The organism is Amycolatopsis nivea, assembly GCF_004522235.1.
Lineage (GTDB): Bacteria > Actinomycetota > Actinomycetes > Mycobacteriales > Pseudonocardiaceae > Amycolatopsis > Amycolatopsis nivea.
Genome location: NZ_SDLT01000057.1, coordinates 23,149 through 42,116 on the forward strand (window position 1 = coordinate 23,149; position 18,968 = coordinate 42,116).

Below are 18,968 nucleotides of genomic sequence, written 5' to 3' on the forward strand. Positions count from 1 at the left end.
CGCACGGCCGGGAACGCGGGCCGGAAACGCCGTGAAGGACTCCTTGGGGGAATCTGATTCCCTCAAGGAGTCCTTCACGGCACGCCGGGCGGGGTGAGAATCGCGCGGATCCCCCTTCTCTGGTAACGAATGCGGCACATTCCCGACGCGAATGCGCCGCCGCCACCCCGAATGGCCCAATCCGCACCGGGTTCGCGCCGGACGACGGGCGGAAGCCGGGTCACCGGAACGGGTTGATGGCCTTCCGCCAATTTCTCCGGCTCTTTCCGCGCCGACCTGGGCGAGTCGCCGGGAAACGTCTTCGTTACACCCCGATCGGGTAGGGATGACTCACGCGCAGTCCCGGTTTTCGCGGCCCGAACCCGCGTCCTTCACCCTGACGAGGAGCCTCGAACCCCCGGGTTGGCGGATTGGCCGGGGCACCCCCCTCGTGCGGGAATGGTGTCACCGTCCGACATCGAAGTCGCCCGGTTTTCCTCAGGAAAAGGGAAGGGCTCGTTTTCATGGACGTCCGGTACGAGGCTTTCTGCTTCGCCGATCCGCTGTTCTTCGACGAACCGCGGGAATCCCCGGGCGCGGCAGGCGACCTGGCCGCGGGACTGCCGCTGCCGGGGCCCGGGTGGACGGACGAGACGCACGGGATCTGGCGGTCGCTGCGGCCGGCCGGGCGGAAACTTCCCGCCCAGGGCTGGAAAATCCACGTCTCCGCAGGTCTGGACAACGCGGCCGGCGTACTGTCCCGGGTGCACCGGTACTGTGTGGAGCATCAGGTCGCGTACAAGCATCTGCGCTCCCGGGCGACCCTGCTCAGCCGCAATTCGAAATACGCGCCCCGCGAAGGAAGCGGCAAGCTGATCACGATTTACCCGCACACCGAAGAGGCGCTCGCGACGATACTGTCCGACCTTTCCGCCGAGCTGGAAGGCGAGCACGGTGCGTATATTCTGAGCGATCTGCGCTACCGCGAAGGTCCGCTTTACGTCCGATACGGCGGATTCGCCGAACAGTGGACCGAACACGCCGGAACGAGGGTGCTGGCAATCCGCCGTCCGGATGGCACGCTCGTGCCCGACCGGCGGGAACCGTCCTTTTCGGTGCCGGAATGGGCGCCGATTCCGTCCTGTTTGTCCGACAGCCTGGCCGCGCGCAAGAGCGGAGCCGAATTCCCGTACCGGGTGACCGGTTCCCTGCACTTTTCCAACGGCGGCGGCGTTTATCTGGCCGAACGAGGGGTCGACCGGAAGACCGTCGTGCTGAAGGAGGCCCGGCCGCACGCCGGGCTGGACCGCGACGGCGCGGACGCGGTCGCCCGGCTGAACCACGAACGCGAGGTGCTCGAACGGCTGGCGGACGTCCCGGGCGTCCCGCGCGTGTACGAGCAGTTCACCGTGTGGGAGCACCATTACCTGGCGATGGAGCACCTGCCCGGCAGCACGCTGAGCAGCTGGCTCGCCCGGCATTACCCGCTCACCAGCGGCACCCGGGCCGAAGGCGGTCTCGAGTCCTTCCGCGATCGCGCGCTGGCGGTGCTCGCCCAGGTCGAACGGATCGTCGCGGACATCCACCGGCACGGGATCGTGTTCGCCGACCTGCACGGCAAGAACATCCTGGTGGACGAGCAGGACCGGGTGTCGCTGATCGACTTCGAACTGGCCGTCGACGCCGATTCCGGCGACCGGCCGGGGCTGGGCGCGCCCGGCTTCCGTGCTCCCGCCGACCGGCACGGTTTCGAGATCGACGAGCACGCACTGGCCGCGCTGCGGCTGTGGCTCTTCCTTCCGCTGGTGATGCTGCTGGAACTCGCGCCCGGCAAGCTGCGCGGGCTCGCCGACTTCGCGCAGCAGCGGTTCGACCTGCCGGACGGGTACGCCGACCGCGTGGTCTCCGTGCTCGCCCCGCGCACCGACCGGCCCGCGACCCACACCGCGCTGGACGAGCCGCGGCCGGACTGGTCGCTGGTCCGCAAGCAGATCGCGGAAGCCATCCTCGCGAGTGCCACGCCAGACCGGACCGACCGGCTGTTCCCCGGCGACATCGAGCAGTTCCGCTCCGGCGGCGCGGGCTTCGGCGTCGGCGCCGCGGGCGTGCTGCACTCGCTGCACGTCGCCGGAGCAGGCCGTTTTCCGGAGTACGAACAGTGGCTGCTGGCGGCCGCCCGGCGGCAACCGCCCTCGCGGCCCGGGTTCTTCGACGGCAGCCACGGCATCGCGTACGTCCTCGAGGAATTCGGCTACACGGCAGAAGCCGACGAACTGCTCGCCGCGTCGCAGTCGCTGGTCAACCAGACCACCGACCACGGCCTGGAAAGCGGGCTCGCCGGGATCGGCCTCACCCGCCTGCACTTCGCGACGACCCGCGGCGACAACGAATTCGGCCGCCAAGCGCTGGACATCGCCCTCAAGCTCGCGACCGCGTTCGAGACCGCCGACCCGCCCGGCCGCTTCGCCAGGGCCGGACTGCTCAGCGGCTGGTCCGGGCCCGCGCTGCTGTTCCTGCGCCTGTACGAGCACACCGGCGAACCGTCGTGGCTCACGCTTGCCGACCGCGTGCTGGCCCGCGACCTGGAGGAATGCACTGCCGCGTCCGACGGATCGCTGCAAGTCCGCGACGGCACCCTGCGCCTGCTCCCCTACGCCGCGATCGGGAGCGCCGGAATCCTGCTGGTCGCCGAACAGGTCGCCCGGAGCCTGCCGGACTCGGCCGCCGCCGAGAGCCTGCCCGGGCTGCGGGCCGCGTGCCGCGGGGAGTTCGTGATCCACCCGGGCCTGCTCTACGGCCGGTGCGGGCTCGCCGCCGCGCTGTCCTTCGCCGACGAGCCGGACCGCGAAGCGATCGACCTGCACCTGGCGCGGCTGACGTGGCACGGCGTGCCGTACCACGGCGGGCTGGCCTTCCCCGGCAACCAGCTGCTTCGCCTGTCGACCGACGTCAGCACCGGCAGCGCGGGGGTCCTCCGCACGCTCGCCGCACTACTGGACGGCGCGGAACTGCTGCCCTTCCTGGGCTCCGCACCGTCCCCGCACACCTCCGGCCGATGAGCGCCGGCGGACCCCGAGAGAAGGGAACACCCATGGAACACGTCCTGGAGCTGCAGGCGTTGGAGGCCCCCGAAGCCCTCGAAGGCCAGGGACTGGACCACCACGGCCACAGCCACTACAGCGCATGGTGCGGCGAGAGCACGCTCAGCCTGCTTCTCTGCTACTGACCGCGCGGGCAGGGCGGGAACGGCGCAGGACAAGTGCGCCGTTCCCGCCCCGTTCATTCTGCACTGACTGCCTCGCGGCGGTCGCGGCGAGGCAGGTGCCGGGGATCGACGGGCGCGGCCAGGCAGCCGCCGGGGTCGACGGGCGCGACGAGGCAGCCGCCGGGGATCGACGGGCGCGACGAAGCTTCCGGCGCGTTCGGTTGTCGTCCAGTCCTCGCCTTCCGCCGACGCCACGCTCGCTGTCTGCGCCGACGCCGCCCGCTGATCTCAACTCGCCGACCACCACGCGAAGGGAGCGACATGGCCGGAGCCGCCGATCGCCTCCTGACCTCGGTCGCCCGCCTGGACCGTCCCCGGCTCGCCGCGCTGATCGTGGCGTCGCTGATCTCCGCCGGCGCCGGACTGCTGCTGCCCGGCGCCCTCGCCGCCGCCACCGACGCGGTGCTCAGCGGCCGAAGCAGCACCGGCGCGGTGGTGTGGCTGCTCGCCGTAGGCGCGGCGGAGATCGCCGCGGATGCCGTCATCGTGGTCCTTCCCGCCCGCCTGACCAGCAACGCAAGCGCTTGGCTGCGCCGCCGGGTAACCGACCGCGTGCTCGCCTTAGGCACCGGTTCACCGTTCGCCCCTGGCGACGCGGTCAGCCGGGTGAGCGGCGATTGCGCCGCCGCCGGAGGCATCGCCGCGGTCGTGGTGCAGCTGGCCGCGACCGGGCTCATGTCCTCCGGCGCGATAGTCCTGCTCGCGCTCTTGGACTGGCGGCTCGCCCTGGTCTTCCTGGGCAGCCTGCCCTTCGCCTTGCTGCTGGCGCGATCGCACCTGCGCGGAACGGCGAAGGATGTGCTTGCCTACCAACGGGTTTCCGGGGAACTGTCCGCCCGGCTGCTCGACGCCGTCGCCGGCCTGCGGACGATCGCCGCGTCCGGCACCGCCGACGCCGAAGCCGCCCGGGTGCTGCGTCCCCTGCCGCGGCTGAACCTCGCCGGCCAGGGCATGTGGCGCACCCAAGCGCGGATGGTGTGGCGAGCCGGTCTCCTGCTCCCCACGGTGGAAATCGTCACCCTCGCCGCCGCCGGTTTCGTTGTCCTGGACGGACGCTTGAGCGCCGGAGACGTCCTCGCCGCCCTCGGCTACGTCGCGCTCGGTCTGGGCCTGGTCACGCAAATCCCGTTGCTCACCACCCTTTCCCGGATCCGCTCGGCCGCGCTCCGGATCACCGAAGTCCTCGACACCGGACCCCCTGCTCGCGGCGCTCTCGGACTGCTGCCCGGAAACGGCACCCTGGAACTCCGCAGCGCGACCGTGCATGGCGCACTCGCCGACGTCGACCTCACCATCCCCGGTGGTTGTTTCGCCGCGATAGTAGGAAGTTCCGGTTCAGGAAAGTCCACTGTGGTCTCTCTGCTGGCCGGTCTTCGCCGCCCCGACGCCGGACAAGTGCTGCTAGACGGCCGCGACCTCGCCGTACTGCGTCCAGAGGAGCTTCGAGCCGTCGTCGGGTATGCCGCCGCCGAACCCGCGCTGCTCGGCACCACTGTCGCCGATGCTGTCGCTTATGGCTCGTGGGCGAGCGTCCCGGCGGTCGATGCGGCTTGCCGGACTGCCCGCATTCACGACATCCTCGTGCGCTTGCCGCAAGGTTACGAGACTCCGCTAGCCGAAACTCCACTGTCCGGCGGGGAAAGCGCCCGGGTGGGCCTCGCGCGGGCGCTCGCGCGGAACCCGCGGGTGCTCCTGCTCGACGACGCCACCGCCAGCCTGGACACGATCACCGAACGCGCCGTGACGGCGGAGTTGGGCCGCCGGACGAGGGTAGTCGTGACACACCGGGCCGCGATGGCCGCGCGGGCAGATGTGGTGGTGTGGCTGGCGGCAGGGCAGGTCCGGGCGGTTGGGCCGCACGCGCGGTTGTGGCAGATGCCGGGGTACCGCGCGGTGTTCACGGAGGAGACGTGAGCAGGGTGCGGTGGCGGAACGCCCACGGCGCGACCGCGAATGGCGGACCGCTGCGCATCGCTCCCCCAGGACGATCCGTGCCCGCGACACTGACCGCGTCCACGCTGCTGCGGGGCGCTTCAGGAGCGAGCCCCGCGCAGCCAAGCCACGCACGCAACCACACCGCGCCGTCGCAGCACACACCCAAAACGAACCCCGCGCGACAGCGCACCGACCTCACCGCGCAACCCACTCACGCACGCCACCGCACCACGTCGGCGCTGCCGCACCACACCCCACAACCAACCCCCACGCGACCACGCACCGACCTCACCGCGCAACCCACTCACGCACGCCACCGCACCACGCCGCTGCACCGCACTCCAGAAACGAACCCCGCGCCACGGCGCACCGACCTCACCGCCCAACCGCCCCACGCACGCGACCACACGACGTCCACGCTGCCGCACCACACCCCACAACCAACCCCCGCACCACCGCGCACCAACCCCACCGCACAACCAACCCCCGAACGCAACCGCGCCGCTCGCATGGAGCGGCCATGAGTGTCGGCCGCCTCTACTGGAGCGCCCTCGCCGGGCAATGGCGCGGCGGGCTGGTTCTCCTGGCCTGCTCTGTCCTCGAAGGACTGCCCGCGTTCTTCTCCGGGCGGCTCGTCGAACTGGCCGTCAACAGCGGGTTCGCGGCAGGCAAGCCCGGGGTCGGCCTCGGGTGGCTCGGGGTGTTCGGGCTGGCCGCGCTCGGGGGTGCGTTCGGGTCGCGGCTGGTGTGGCGGCAGCTGGGCAAGGTCGTCGAGCCGTTGCGGGACGCGCTGGTGACTGCCGTCGTGCGCGGAGTGCTGCACGATCCCGCGCCGCCGCGGAGCGGGCCGGACGCGCGCGGCGTCGCGCGGATCACCCAGCACGTCGAGGTCGTGCGCGACGCTACCGGCGGGCTTCTCGTCCAGGCCCGCGGCATGCTCGTCACCACGGCGGCGGCGGTGGCCGGGCTGGTGACCGTCGCGGGGTCGCTGGCGTTGCCGGTCGTGGTCCCGGTGGTGCTCGCGCTGGCCGGGTTCGCCGCGCTGCTGCCCTCGCTCGCCCGGCGGCAACGCGCGCTCACTCTGGCGGACGAAGGAACGGCAGCCGCCACGGGCTCGATCTTCGCCGGGATGCGCGACGTCGTCGCGTGCGGAGCCGAACCGGTCGCCGCGCTGACGGCCGACGACGCGGTGGACCGGCAAGCCGCGGCTGCAGTGCGGGTCGCCAGGTCAGCAGCGCTCCGGTCGGTGATCGTGGCGCTCGGCGGGTTCGTCCCGCTGGTGCTAGCGCTCGCCCTCGCACCGGCGATGGTCGCCCGCGGCGAGCTGACCGCGGGGGCCGCGCTCGGGGCGCTCGTCTACCTCGCCACGACCTTGCAACCCGCGCTGCGCGGGCTCGCCGCCACCGCGTCGACGGTCGTCCTCCGGTTGCTCGTCGCACTGCGCCGGCTCGCCGAAACCACCGCACCGCCCGAAAGCCGCCCGGCGACCGAAAGCCCCGCCGGACTCGGGCTCGCCGTGCGCGACCTGACGTTCCGCTGGGGCGCGGCGCCGGAACCGGTCGTCCGCGGCCTGAACCTCGACCTGCGCCCCGGCGAACACCTGGCGGTCGTCGGCCCGAGCGGCATCGGGAAATCGACCCTCGCCGCGCTGCTCACCGGCCTGCTGACCCCGCAGCACGGCGAAGTCCGGCTGGGCGGCGTGCGCGCCAGCGAACTGGCCGACCGCCCTCGGCATCTCGTGCTGGTCCCGCAGCAGGCCTACCTTTTCGCCGGAACCCTGCGCGAAAACCTGTCCCTGTTCCACCCCGAAGCCTCCGACCGCCGCCTGATCGCAGCCGCGGAAGCCGTCGGCGCCGCCCCGCTGCTGGCCCGCCTAGGCGGCCTGGACGCCGAACTCGGCCCCGGCGCGGAGGGCATTTCCGCCGGGGAGGCCCAACTCCTCGGACTGGCGAGGGCCTATGCCGCGCCTGCCGGAGTCGTCGTCCTGGACGAGGCAACGTCCACTTTGGACCCGGCAGCGGAGGTCCACGCGGAACGCGCCTTCGCCGCCCGGGGAAGCACCCTGATCGTGATCGCGCACCGGCTGTCGTCGGCAGTCCGGGCACATCGCGTGTTGCTGATGGACGGACAGGAAACGGTGCTGGGCCGGCACGACGAGTTGCTGGCCGCATCGCCGCGGTATGCCGAGATGATGCGGGCTTGGCTGCCGGAGCGATCGCGCCTTGAAGCCAGCTGACCGGCAGGGGCCTCGTCGTGCGCACGCGCCGTCGGACGGGAACGGCTGGAGCAGATTCCCCCGCGATCGGAGCACTCCCGTCACGTCGCCTGTTTGCCCGGATCCGCGCTGATCTGCTGTCCGCCCGGATCCGAGGCAGCCTTCCGGCGGTGCGGCTCAGACCTTGCGCGGCACCGAGGCGATGAGGATCCTGTTGGTGCCGTGGCCGAGGTAGATGTCCACCTTGCTGAACCCGCCGGACGGCCCGGGTTCGGTCCAGCCGAACTTCCGGTAGTCGTTCAGCGCGGACCGCGTCTGGACGTCCAGCAGCGTGCCCGCCTGACGGAACTCGAAGGTCACCGTGGTGCTCGCGGACCCGGCGTCGTCGCGGACGTAGCCGCTGACGCCGACTGAGCGGTTGTACCAGGTCAGCGTTCCCCCAGCGGCCCCGCCGCTGATGTGGTCGCCGAAGTCGGACGTCGGGTAGTCGGCCGCGCTCGCGGCTCCCGCTCCCCCGAGCACGGCGACCGCGGACACGGCGAGGCTGACGGCGATGCGTTTCATGATGGTCCCCCAGAGATGGTCGATGCTGGGCGGAATCGTACTGGGCCGCGGCCTGCGAGGCGGGATTATGCGTGAATTCGCGGGCCTTGCCGGGAAGGCGTCTCGGACCGCTCGTTGACAACCGGAGACAGTCTCCATATCTTCGGAAAGTGGAGATTGTCTCCAGTTTCAGGATTCCCGTGAGGTGCGGCTGTGAAGATCTTGATGTTCGGACGCGGCGTGATCGCGACGATGTACGGCTGGGCCTTGGAACAGGCGGGGCACGACGTCGAGTTCTATGTCCGTCCGGGGCGCGCGGCGGAGTACGGGGAGTCGATCAGCCTCGATGTTCGGGATCTGCGGGCGCGGCGGCGGCGGGGTGTCCGGACGTGGCCGGTGCGGTATCGCGAGGTGCTGGAGCCGGGTCATGAGTTCGATCTGATTGTGGTGAGCGTCCAGCACTATCGGCTCGCGGAGGCGACGGCCTTTCTGGCGCCGCGGGTCGGGAAGGCGACGGTGCTGGTTTTCGGCAACATCTGGTCCGAGCCGCTGGCCGCGATCGGCGATCTTCCCGTCGAGCAGGTCGCGTGGGGGTTTCCGCAGGGCGGCGGCGGTTTCGGCGAGGACGGGGTGCTGCGCGGGATGCTGTTGCCGCTCGCCGTGTTCGGGACGCTCGGCGAGCCTCCGACCGAACGCGAACGGGTGGTTCGGGAGGCGTTTCGCGACGCTGGGTTCCGGATCCGCGAGCGACCTGACTTTCGCGGCTGGCTCTGGGTGCACTTCGTCTCGGACGCGGGTTTGCACTCGCAGGGCGTGCGGCTCGGCTCGTTGAGTTCGCTGGCCGGGTCACAGGGCGATCTGCGCGAGGCGTTGCTGGCCGGGCGCGAGCTTGTGCCGCTTCTCGAAGCCCGCGGCATCGACGTGCGGCGGCATCGGGGCGCGTTGCTGCTGTTCCGGGCACCGACCTGGCTGACGGTCCCCGTGCTCGGGTGGATGCTGGCCCACTTTCCCGCAGCGCGGCTGAGTTTCGAGGCGCACTCCGATCCCGACGCCCGCGAGCCGCGCGAGATCTGCCGCGACGTACTGGCCCACGCCCGGCGGCTGGGGGTGACGGTGCCGCGGCTGGAGGCGGCGGAACCGTACTTCGGTCTGGAAAGGACAGAGTGAGCCCCGGCTTTCTCGAAGTGTTGCCAGAAACCGTTTCGGTGGGATCGGCCTCTGGACGCCAGCGAGTGGCGCGGCTGATCGCCTCGCCGGGTGCCGACGGTTCGCGCGAGCCTCTCACCGCAATCACACCGCACGCTCGCGCTGACCCGGTTGTTGCCGGGCCGCGCGGCGAGCGCGCTGCCGAATGCGCACGACGCCTCGCGTTCGGCCGCCGAAACCGCGGATTGGCCGCCCATTCCGGCTGCCCGTGCGTCTCGGACAGCCGGACGAACAACGCGTCGTCGGCGCAGCTGACCATCAACGAGCCATCCGAGGCCGCGAACCCGCGGCGCGAAAGGATCCGACGAACACGTTGCCACGCAAAGGATTCTCGACCATTCCGACGTGCCCAAGCACCTCGCACAGCCGGACGAACAACGCATCGTCGGTGCAGCTGACGATCAACAAGCCGCCCGAGGCCGCGAACCCGCGGCGCGAAAGGATCCGACGAACACGTTGCCAGGCAAAGAGTTCTCGGCCGTTCCGGCGTGCGTGAGCCGTCGCCNGGCAAAGAGTTCTCGGCCGTTCCGGCGTGCGTGAGCCGTCGCCACGATCCGGCGACCTCTCCCGCCGGTTTCCCCAGGCGGCGGTCGCCCGTTCGGGGAAACAGCGGGCTCAGACCACTCCGGCCGCGATCAGCTGTTCCCAGATCACCCCCTGGTCCACGACCTCGACGCCGAGTTTCTCGGCCTTCGTCAGCTTGCTCGCGCCGACGTCGGCACCGGTGATCAGCAGGTCGGTGCTCGCCGACACTGACGACGCGGTGGTCGCTCCTGCCGTCTCGCACAGGCGCTGGAAAGTGGGGCGGGGCACTTTCTCCCCGGATCGCGGGTCGCTGATCGCGCCGGTGACCACCACGGTCTTGCCTTCCAGCGGCGCGCCCGCGACGACGGCGGGCGGGAGGTCTTCTTCCAGGACGTCCAGGGAGACTTCGCGTTCTCGCAGGCGTTCCAGTTCGGGGCGCAGCCGGGTGAGGTGTTCCACCAGGGAGGCGGCGACCTTCGGTCCGATGTCCTCCACCTCGACGAGACCGTCGACGCCCGCCTCGAGCACCGCTTCCAGGGAGGCGAATCCGGCGCGGCACAGCCGGGCGGCGGTGCCTTCCGACGCCATCGGGATCGCGAGCCCGATCAGCGCCCGGCGCAGCCCGACCCGGCGGCTGGCGTCGATCGACTCGATCATCCGCGTCGCCGAGACCTCGCCGATGCGGTCGAATTCCAGCAGGCGTTCCTTGGTGAGCCGGTAGAAGTCCGACGGGTGTTCCAGGATCCCGGCCTCGGCCAGCCGTTCGATCCACACGCCGCCGATCGCGTCGATGTCGGCGGCCGCGCGGGACGCCCAGTGGATCAGCCGCCGCACGGTCTGCGCGGGGCAGGAAACGTTGGTGCAGAACAGTTCCCGGCTGTTGCCCTGTTCGGTGAGCGGCTGTTCGCACGACGGGCACGTCGACGGGGGCACGATCTCCCGCTCGGCTCCGGTGCGTTTGGACTCGTCGAGCACGCCGGCGACGAACGGGATCACGTCGCCCGCCCGGCGCACCAGCACGGTGTCGCCGATCTTGATGCCGCGGGCGCGGATGACCTCCTGGTTGGCCAGCGTCGCGCGGGTGACCGTGGTCCCGCCCACGAAGACCGGCTCCAGCCACGCGACCGGGGCGATCTTGCCGGTTTTGCCGACGTCCCAGACCACATCGGACAGCACGGTGGTCTTCTCCTCGGCGGCGAACTTGTACGCCAGCGCCCCGCGCGGCGAGCTCGACCGGGTGCCCGCGGCGGCGTACGCGGCCCGGTCGGCGAGCCGCAGGACGGCGCCGTCGATGTCGTAGTCCAGGTCGTTGCGCTGCTGCTCGATCGTGGTGATCACGGCCTGCGCGGAGGCCGCGTCGGCGCAGCGGCGCATGTCCGCCGCGGTGAACCCGAGCGCCAGCAGGCCGCTGCCCAGATCGGTTTCCGAGCTGCCGGGTTCGGTGTCCAGGTCGAAGGCGAAGAAGCGCAGCCGGCGCTCGGCAACCGCGGCCGGGTCCTTCGCGCGCAGCGTGCCCGCCGCGGCGTTGCGCGGGTTGATCAGCGGTTTGTCCGGGTGCGCGGTGTTGTAAGCGGCGAACGTCGAGCGCAGCATCACCGCCTCGCCGCGCACCTCGACCCGGCCCGGGGCGCTGACCTGGTGCGGAACGCCGTCGGTCAGCGCGCGCACCAGCATGGTGACGTCGTCGCCGGTGGTCCCGTCGCCGCGGGTGACCGCTCGGGCCAGCCGGCCTTCCTCGTACACCAGGGCCAGCGACAGGCCGTCCAGCTTGGGCATCACGACCACCGGCTGGCCGGGGAACCGGTCGAAGAACGCCTCGACCTGCTCCGGCTTCGTCGCCTTCTCCAGCGACAGCATCGGCCGCGAATGCCGGATCGGCGCGTGCAGCACCGCGGGCCCGCCCACCTGGTCCAGCGGATTCGGGTCCGGGGCCAGCTCGGGGCTCGCCTCGATCAACCCGCGCAGCTCGTCCTCGATCGCGTCGTACTCCGCGTCCGCCACCACCGGCGAGCCCCGGTAGTACGCGTCGCGCAGCACTACGACCTGATCGGCCAGCTCCTGAATACGTTCCCGAACGTCCACGAACCGGAACGCTACCCGGCCCCACCGACAAAACCGGACAGCGACGCAACCCGAGCAACCACGGCACGAATCTCCGGCGGCCGGACGAAGACCGGAACTCCTTGTGCGGCAAGGGTCTGATGCCGTGGCAAGCGCTCCCCCGGTCGCCTCGGCTGACGCCGCCCGCAAAGACAAGACTGTTCTTTCCCCCGATCGCCGCGCACCCTCGATGCCATCGATCACCCGACAGCGGGGAGTTCTGGGGTGCCGGAGGAAAACCGTGTCGAGCGGGAGCTTGTCCTCGAACAGGAGTACGTGACCAGCCTCTACGGCAGGCTCGACGCGTTGCGCGAGGAGGCGGCGAGGGGGCTCGACAGCGCGGATCCGGAGGCCGCGGCGCGCTGGCGGGCGGAGTCGGCCCGGCTGGCGGCGGTCGAGGATGGGCTTTGCTTCGGGCGGCTGCAGACGGACGACGGAATCCGCAGGTACATCGGCCGCTTGGGGCTGTTCGAGGACGGGGCGGACGAGCCGTTGCTGCTCGACTGGCGGGCTCCGGCGGCGCAGCCGTTCTACACCGCGACCATGGCGGAGGCGCACGGGGTCCGGAGGCGGCGGCGGATCACGACCCGGGGGCGGGTGGTCACCGCGCTGGACGACGAGTTGCTCGACCCCGGCGCGGCGGACACCGGGGGCCTTGTCGGGGAGGCGGCGTTGATGGCGGTGCTCACGGCGGACCGGACCGGGCGGATGGGCGACATCGTCACGACGTTGCAGGCCGAGCAGGACCGGATCGTCCGTGACGGGTATGCGGGCGTGCTCGTGGTGCAGGGCGGGCCGGGGACCGGGAAGACCGCGGTGGCGCTGCATCGGCTGGCGTATCTGATGTACACGCGGCCGCGGTTGCGTACCCGCGGGGTGCTGGTGATCGGGCCCAGCGACGTCTTTCTCGACTACATCGGGCAGGTGCTGCCCGGGTTGGGCGAGCAGGCGGTGGTGACGGCGACGATCGCCGGGCTGTGGCCGGACGTCGAGGTCAGCTGGGTAGATCCGGTCGGGGTCGCGGAGGGCAAGGGGCGAGCGGAGGCTGCGGGGCGGATCGCGACGGCTCAGCCCGGCGGATCTGCGGGCGTTGGCGGCGGCGGGAGTGGTACTCGGACCGGAGCAGGAAGACGGGCCCCGGCGGTTGCTGGACGAGGCTGACGTCGCTGACCTGCGCAAAACGTTGCTGGCCGACGTCGCGGTGTGCCGGGCGCTGGACGAACTGTGGCCATCGCTGACTGCCGAGGAGGTGGTGGGTGAGGTGTTCGGCGGCGAGGGATGGAGCGCGGCGGACATTCCGTTGCTGGACGAGGCGGCCGCGGTGCTCGGCGAGCCCGTCCCGGCGTTTGGGCATGTGGTGGTCGACGAGGCGCAGGAGTTGTCTGCGATGGCGTGGCGGATGGCGATGCGGCGCTGCCCCGGCAAGTCGATGACGGTGGTCGGAGACCTTGCCCAGACGGGCGATCCGGCGGGAGCGGAGTCGTGGGAGCAGGTGCTGCGGCCGCACGTGGCGGACCGGTGGCGGGTGGCGGAGTTGAGTGTCAACTACCGGACGCCGGCGGAGATCATGGCGGCTGCGAACGAGTTGCTGGCCGCAGGGCAGCCGAGGCCCCGGTCAGTGCGGGCAGCGGGAGAATCGCCGTGGCGGGTACGGAGCACGCTTGCCGACTTGGCGCGGGTCGTCGGCGGGATTGCCGAGGAGCATCGTGGCGGGCAGTTCGCGGTCATCGCTCCGCCAGGGCGGCTGGCATCGTGGCGGGAAAGCGGCACGACGACGGTGCTGACGCCCGCGGAGGCGAAGGGACTGGAGTTCGATTCAGTGCTGATCGTCGACCCGGCCCGAATCCTCGAAGCTCCGCGCGGGCGCAACGACCTCTACGTCGCGATGACGCGCGCAACCCGGCGGCTGGGGATCGTCCATCTTGGACCGGTGCCGGACGAGCTCACCCGGCTCGAGCAACGGTGAACCAGTCAGGATTCGAGTTCTTGCAGCGCGCGGGCCAGTCGTTTGATCATGGACCGTCCCGCGTCGACCTGGAGCCGGGCGAATTCGTAGCCGAGGACGCCTTCGCCCGCGACGCCGATCCGGCCCCGGAGCGCCTGTGCCACGCCGGAGTTCAGTTCGGGTTCCGAGACCCAGGCGAGCTGGTCGAGCGTCCACGACCGCAGCGGCTTTCCCGGGGCGGCCCGGACGATGCCGCCGACGGTGAACAGCGCCACGCGGTGCGAGGTGAGCGAGAAGACGAACCGGCCCGGGGTCGAGATCGGCACTTGAGGGGCTTCGGTCTGCCCGCGACGCGCGGCGAGCGCCATCCCGGCCGCGCCGGCGAGGCCCGCGATGCCCGCCGCGCCGGCGACCATCGTCTTGCGCACGCCGCCGGTGCGGAACGCGACCAGTGCGTCCAGCACGCGCTCCCCCGGCGCGAGTTCTCCGGCGAGCCGGCTCTCGACCTTTTCTCGCAGCGTCACGATCCGCAGCCTTTCCCGATTCGCCAACCACGGTCCTCGACCGGGCAGTTCCCGGAGGCTATGCGTGCCGGAAGCCAGCGGGTGACGGGATTTTCTCCGACAGACCTCCGGACAAAAACTCAGCTCTGCCGTGCGGCCTGGGCGCGTTCGCGGGCTTCGAGGATTTCGGGGACGTGGCTTTCGGCCCATTCGCGGACCGCGCGCAGCGGCACCAGCAGGGACTGGCCGAGGTCGGTGAGCCCGTACTCCACGCGCGGCGGCTGCTCCGCGTACTCGACGCGGAAGAGCAGGCCGTCCTCCTCCATCGCGCGCAGCGTTTCGGTCAGCACCTTCGGGGTGACGCCCTGGATCCGGTCGACCAGCGCGGTGAAGCGCATCGGCCCGTGCTCCAGCGCGTTGACCACGAAGACCGTCCACCGCGCCCCGATCCGGTGCAGCACCACCCGGGACGGGCAGCGGGCGGACATGACGTTGTAGCGCACGGCGATTCCTCCGGTTCCGGTTACGTTGAAGTACCTGGTTACTTTTCCATAGCCTACTTCGGCCACGGCGAACCGACGGAACGGAGAAGGACCATGAACAACCGGCTGGCCGGACAGACAGTGCTGGTGCTGGGCGGACGGCACCTGGGCACGGCGATCGCCGACGCCGCGAGCGCCGAGGGCGCGAAGGTGCACGTCGCGTCCCATCGGCCCGGCGGACTGCACATCGACCTGCGCGACGAGGCGACCATCGCGGCCGCGGCGGACGAACTCGGGCCGGTCGATCATGTCGTCAACACCGCGGCGGCGCCCCACGCGGTGCCGGTCCGCGAACTCGATCGGGACAAGACCGTCGACGCCTTCGCGACCAAGGTCATCGGCCCGTTGCTGCTCGCGAAACACTTCACGATCCAACGGTCGCTGCTCCTGTTCTCCGGGCAGGTCGGCTGGCGTCCGGCGCGCGGAAGCGTCGTGACCGGTGTGACCAACGGGGCGGCCGCCTTCGCCGCGCGGCACCTTGCTGCCGAACTCGCGCCGGTCCGGGTCAACGCGTTGTCGCCGGGGATCATCGACTCCGGCGTCTGGGACGGAAAACCGGATGTCCTCGCCAACGCCGCGAAACGAACCCTCGTCGGGCGCACCGGCACCGTCGCCGACGTGACCGACACGGTCTTGTGGATGCTGCAGGCGGAATTCCTCACCGGCGAAACCATCCACCTCGAAGGCGGACGGCCCTGAAACCGGTGCCGGCAGGAGGAAACCCTGCCGGCACCGGCGGTCTCACCGATGCTGCGCGAACGGAGCCAACGGGTTCCACAAGCCGTCGCACCGGTGCTGGCGCGGGATCTCAGTGGTGAGCTGGCTGTCCCCCGCCGCGTTGAGGGACATGACGACCGGGTTGCGCTCGGTGAAGGGATCCCACTGCGGAGTTCCGTCCACGGTGGGGTTTCCGGTGCGCGCGAACCCGGTCCACTGCGCCACCAGCTGGGCGGAGAGCACCTTCTGGTTGGGGTTGAGCTGAACTCCCGGCGGCGGCGTCAGCAGCATCCCCTCGGAGACGTGGTACGCGCCGTTCGGTTTGGTGGGATCCAGGAAGAACGCGGGCGGCACGTCGGTGTCGTCCATTTCGTAGGCATACACCGGAATATGCCGGGACAGCCGCTCGTCGTTCAGCAGCGCGGGGCAGACCGAATTGGAGTCGGCCACGATGGTCCGGAAGGCAAGGAACGGCGCGGGATTGGGGAATCGCTTCAGCGGATAGCTTTCGCTGACTTCCTTCGCGTGCTCGCCGTACTGCTGCGCCACCATTTTCCGGTAGTCCTCCGGAGTGGAGGCGGACGGCAGCTGGACCTCGTCGCGGGCCACGCCGTGCATCAGCGCGACCTTGTTGACCCGTCCCTTGGCGAACGCCTCGCCCGGCGACATCGGCAGCGTGGTCCCGTTCACGATCGGCGCGACCGTGCCGCTGTCCGGTTTCATCCCGTTGCCCGCCTGCTTCAGCAAGGTCGCCACGGGCACCTTGCGCAAGCACTCCCCGGCATTCGACTCGCACCCCAGCGCTTTGGCGAACCGCGCGCCCGCCTGCTGGGCCTCCTCCTCGTCGGGAAGATCGGCCTTGCAGTCCTGCGCCTGCCACTGGATGTCCTCGCCCAGCAACGAGTTGTACTCGCCGTTCTGCGCGATGCCGCGCTGGAACAATCCCGCCGCGGTGGGCGAAACGGTGTGGTCGCAGACGCTCGAACCGCCCGCGGACGCCCCGTAGATCGTGACGTTGTGCGGGTCCCCGCCGAACTTCGCGATGTTGCGCTGCACCCAGCGCAGCGCCGCCTGCTGGTCCTGCAGCCCGTAATCGCCCGCGTGCTCGCCGTACGCCGCGTGCGCGAGGAACCCGAAAATCCCGAGCCGGTAGTTGACCTCGACGCTGATCACGCGGCCCTCGGTCACGAGCCGGCTCGCGTCCTGTGCCTGCAGGATCAGAAATCCGCCGCCGTGGAATTGCACCATGACCGGCAGCTTCTCGTGCCCCGGGTTGGCGGGCACGCGGACGTTCAGGTTCAGGCAGTCCTCGGTCTCCGATCCGGGGCCGAGCCCGGCCAGTTGCGGGCACGCGTTGCCGGGCGCGGTCGCGGGGAACGGCTCGGTCCATTTCGCCGGACGCTGCGGCGGCGCCCAGCGCAGATCGCCGACCGGCGGCGCGCCGAACCGGATCCCTTCCCACGACCGGACATCCGGGCCAGCGATCCCGCACACCGGGCCGTCGTCGGTGGTCACCGTCGTGTCCGGCGAGCACGCCGGCGGAGGTGCCGCCGCGGCCCGCTCGCCGGCCATGGACGCCGAACCGGCCAGCGACGCCGCCGCCAGCGCGACGGCCGCCAGCGCGACGCCTGCCTTCCCGTCAAGTCTCATCCGTCCTCCTTCGCTCCCGCCTCGCCAGGAGAGCCGGACGGACAGGCGCGGGACACGACGAGCGGCATCCACGCACCGACCAGGCGGCCTGCCGGCATGGGCTCGACATCACCGGCGGCCTTTTCCCGGCCGCCGCCACGAGAACGGCACGGACCGCTCGTTCCCGCCTGACTCCAGTCTGGGCGCGGCGGGAAACGGCACAACCTCCGTTCGGTCGCGCCGGAACTGTCAAATTCCCGGGCAGAATGGTCTTTGTCAGGGATCGGATTCGCTCCGCCGGACCGGCCGCGACGGGTTGGTCGGCGAATGCGGTTCATTCTTCGGCGCAGTGGAACGGAATCCGCGGGAAACGCGGACGGAACACCGCCTTCTCCGGGGAGCGGCGGGGTCAGCAGGATTGCCCGCCTGGCAAGCACGGCAGCGGGCACCGTGTCGAACAGCCTGGCGGACGAACTCGGGCAGCAATCGGCAGGATCGACGCGCGAGGAATCGGGAACGAGCGCGGTCATCCCGGCCGCGGCGGGTGACGCTCAGCTCGCGTCGCCGAGCACCCGCTCCGGCCGCAGTTCGCCGCGCACGACCGCCCCGGCCGATGCGCTGAGCCGTTCGTTGCGCGCGCGGCTGTAGGCGCGCAGCCGGTCGAACGCCGTGTCCATTTCCAGCCCGCCGGCATGCGCCAGCACGCCCTTCGCCTGTTCGATGACGACCCGGCTGTTGAGCGCGTGCTGCAACTGCTCGGCGAGCAGTTCCCCGCGCCGGATCGCGCGTTCTTGCAGAATCCCGATGGTCGCGACGTCCGCCAGCGCGCGGGCCACGTTCAGCGCGGGCCCGCTCACCGGGTCCGGGCCCTGTCCGAACAGATTCAGCGTGCCGATCACCTGCTTGCGCAATCGCAACGGAAGCGCTTGTACGGACCGGAATCCCGCCGTCGTCGCCTGCTCCGCGAAGCGCGGCCATTTCGCGGCCTCCGCGGCGATGTCCTCGACGCGCACTGGTTCGCCGCTGCGGTAGGCGTCCAGGCACGGCCCCGGCTCGGCCCGCAGCAGCTCGCGGATCGGGGCACTCTCGTCCGGAGCGATCGTCTCCAGTCCGCCGCGCTGATCGGCGAGCAGCAGCCCGGCGGCCGATGCTCCGAGCAGCGTGACGCAGTAGTTCGCGAGCCGGTGCAGCAGGTCCGTCGCGTCGTATTCGTCGGCCAGTGTGTCGGCCATGTCCACGAACGCGCGCAGCAACTCGTGGTCGCCGGAGGACGCGGCCGTGTCGGTCATGTTTTCTCCTTTCTGGGCCGCAGCGGAAACGCGAATATGCCAACGGCATTGCGCCTTTTCGGACGGCTTCGCCACCCTACTCCCGGCTCGGCCCGCCGTCGCGGCGGCCTCAACCAGTTTCCCCGCCGCACCAAGCGGAGTCCACAATGGACAACCAGGAAATCGGCCCCGCGCTGGGAATTCATAGGTCCACAGTGGACTGCCGAACGCCCGGAGCGCCGGATTTCTCACCAACCTGCAGAGTCGCGCGGCGGACGGCCAGGTCAGCGCAGCGGAGCCGACCAGTCCAGCCGCACCCCGCCGCCCGCGCTCGTTCCGAGCGTGAACTCCCCGCCCGCCGACTCCGCGCGTTCCCGCAGATTCCCCAGTCCGCTCGGCGAAACCCCCTCCGGCAGCCCGGTTCCGTCGTCGGTCACCGAAATCCGCACCATTTCGTCCCGCACCGCGACGGAAACCGACAGCGCCGAAGCGCCAGCGTGCCGGACCGCGTTGCTGACCGCCTCTCGCACCACCGCTTCCACGTGCTCGGCCAGTTGGGCGGGCACCGCGTCGAGCGGGCCCGCCATGCTGACCGC

At 70.9% G+C, this 18,968-nt stretch carries 15 protein-coding genes; 8 read left to right on the top strand and 7 right to left on the bottom strand.

What is annotated here, in order from left to right; all coding sequences use genetic code 11:
- Nucleotides 1-503: 503 nt before the first annotated feature.
- From lanKC to EIZ44_RS40765, 4 genes are all read left to right on the top strand, one after another.
- Entirely contained in the window at nt 504-3,038 is a 2,535-nt protein-coding gene (lanKC, locus tag EIZ44_RS40750) for a class III lanthionine synthetase LanKC (RefSeq protein WP_134734226.1), read from the top strand.
- A gap of 32 nt (nt 3,039-3,070) precedes the next feature.
- Entirely contained in the window at nt 3,071-3,205 is a 135-nt protein-coding gene (locus tag EIZ44_RS40755) for a class III lanthipeptide (protein WP_158691391.1), read from the top strand.
- Between the two features lie 300 nt (nt 3,206-3,505).
- Nucleotides 3,506-5,158, top strand: a complete 1,653-nt coding sequence (locus EIZ44_RS40760; protein WP_134734227.1) for an ABC transporter ATP-binding protein — start codon at nt 3,506-3,508, stop codon at nt 5,156-5,158.
- A gap of 541 nt (nt 5,159-5,699) precedes the next feature.
- Nucleotides 5,700-7,415 (top strand): ATP-binding cassette domain-containing protein, encoded by a 1,716-nt coding sequence (locus tag EIZ44_RS40765; protein WP_134734228.1) that lies wholly within the window; start codon nt 5,700-5,702, stop codon nt 7,413-7,415.
- A 156-nt stretch (nt 7,416-7,571) separates the two neighbouring features.
- On the opposite strand, the gene EIZ44_RS40770 is transcribed toward EIZ44_RS40765, so the two are convergent.
- Complete coding sequence (locus EIZ44_RS40770) at nt 7,572-7,958, bottom strand: hypothetical protein (RefSeq protein WP_134662270.1); 387 nt, start codon at nt 7,956-7,958, stop codon at nt 7,572-7,574.
- A 192-nt stretch (nt 7,959-8,150) separates the two neighbouring features.
- Between EIZ44_RS40770 and EIZ44_RS40775 the strand changes: the two genes are divergently transcribed.
- The gene (locus EIZ44_RS40775; protein WP_134662271.1) at nt 8,151-9,104 is read left to right on the top strand and encodes a ketopantoate reductase family protein; all 954 of its coding nucleotides are present in this window, start codon (nt 8,151-8,153) and stop codon (nt 9,102-9,104) included.
- 654 nt (nt 9,105-9,758) lie between these two features.
- Here EIZ44_RS40775 and ligA read toward each other — a convergent pair.
- Nucleotides 9,759-11,750: an NAD-dependent DNA ligase LigA gene (ligA, locus tag EIZ44_RS40780; RefSeq protein ID WP_134734229.1), complete on the bottom strand. Its 1,992-nt coding sequence runs from the start codon at nt 11,748-11,750 to the stop codon at nt 9,759-9,761.
- A 243-nt stretch (nt 11,751-11,993) separates the two neighbouring features.
- On the opposite strand from ligA, the gene EIZ44_RS46130 reads away from it, so the two are divergent.
- Together EIZ44_RS46130 and EIZ44_RS46135 are read left to right on the top strand one after the other, a co-directional pair.
- A complete protein-coding gene (locus EIZ44_RS46130; RefSeq protein WP_338081108.1) occupies nt 11,994-12,929 on the top strand; it encodes a helicase domain-containing protein in 936 nt (311 codons plus the stop codon).
- Complete coding sequence (locus EIZ44_RS46135; protein ID WP_338081109.1) at nt 12,913-13,734, top strand: ATP-binding domain-containing protein; 822 nt, start codon at nt 12,913-12,915, stop codon at nt 13,732-13,734. The genes EIZ44_RS46130 and EIZ44_RS46135 overlap by 17 nt, the downstream gene beginning before the upstream one ends.
- 5 nt (nt 13,735-13,739) lie before the next feature.
- Here EIZ44_RS46135 and EIZ44_RS40790 read toward each other — a convergent pair whose 3' ends face one another.
- Together EIZ44_RS40790 and EIZ44_RS40795 are read right to left on the bottom strand one after the other, a co-directional pair.
- The gene (locus EIZ44_RS40790; RefSeq protein ID WP_134734230.1) at nt 13,740-14,237 is read right to left on the bottom strand and encodes a hypothetical protein; all 498 of its coding nucleotides are present in this window, start codon (nt 14,235-14,237) and stop codon (nt 13,740-13,742) included.
- A gap of 119 nt (nt 14,238-14,356) precedes the next feature.
- Nucleotides 14,357-14,719 (bottom strand): winged helix-turn-helix transcriptional regulator, encoded by a 363-nt coding sequence (locus EIZ44_RS40795; RefSeq protein WP_337824933.1) that lies wholly within the window; start codon nt 14,717-14,719, stop codon nt 14,357-14,359.
- A gap of 93 nt (nt 14,720-14,812) precedes the next feature.
- On the opposite strand from EIZ44_RS40795, the gene EIZ44_RS40800 reads away from it, so the two are divergent.
- The gene (locus EIZ44_RS40800; protein WP_134734231.1) at nt 14,813-15,457 is read left to right on the top strand and encodes an SDR family oxidoreductase; all 645 of its coding nucleotides are present in this window, start codon (nt 14,813-14,815) and stop codon (nt 15,455-15,457) included.
- Between the two features lie 42 nt (nt 15,458-15,499).
- On the opposite strand, the gene EIZ44_RS40805 is transcribed toward EIZ44_RS40800, so the two are convergent.
- From EIZ44_RS40805 to EIZ44_RS40815, 3 genes are all read right to left on the bottom strand, one after another.
- Nucleotides 15,500-17,125: a carboxylesterase/lipase family protein gene (locus EIZ44_RS40805; RefSeq protein ID WP_134734232.1), complete on the bottom strand. Its 1,626-nt coding sequence runs from the start codon at nt 17,123-17,125 to the stop codon at nt 15,500-15,502.
- A gap of 530 nt (nt 17,126-17,655) precedes the next feature.
- The gene (locus EIZ44_RS40810) at nt 17,656-18,393 is read right to left on the bottom strand and encodes a GAF and ANTAR domain-containing protein (RefSeq protein ID WP_134662277.1); all 738 of its coding nucleotides are present in this window, start codon (nt 18,391-18,393) and stop codon (nt 17,656-17,658) included.
- A gap of 263 nt (nt 18,394-18,656) precedes the next feature.
- A partial coding sequence (locus tag EIZ44_RS40815; RefSeq protein WP_205673467.1) for a sensor histidine kinase occupies nt 18,657-18,968 on the bottom strand: 312 nt, incomplete at its 5' end.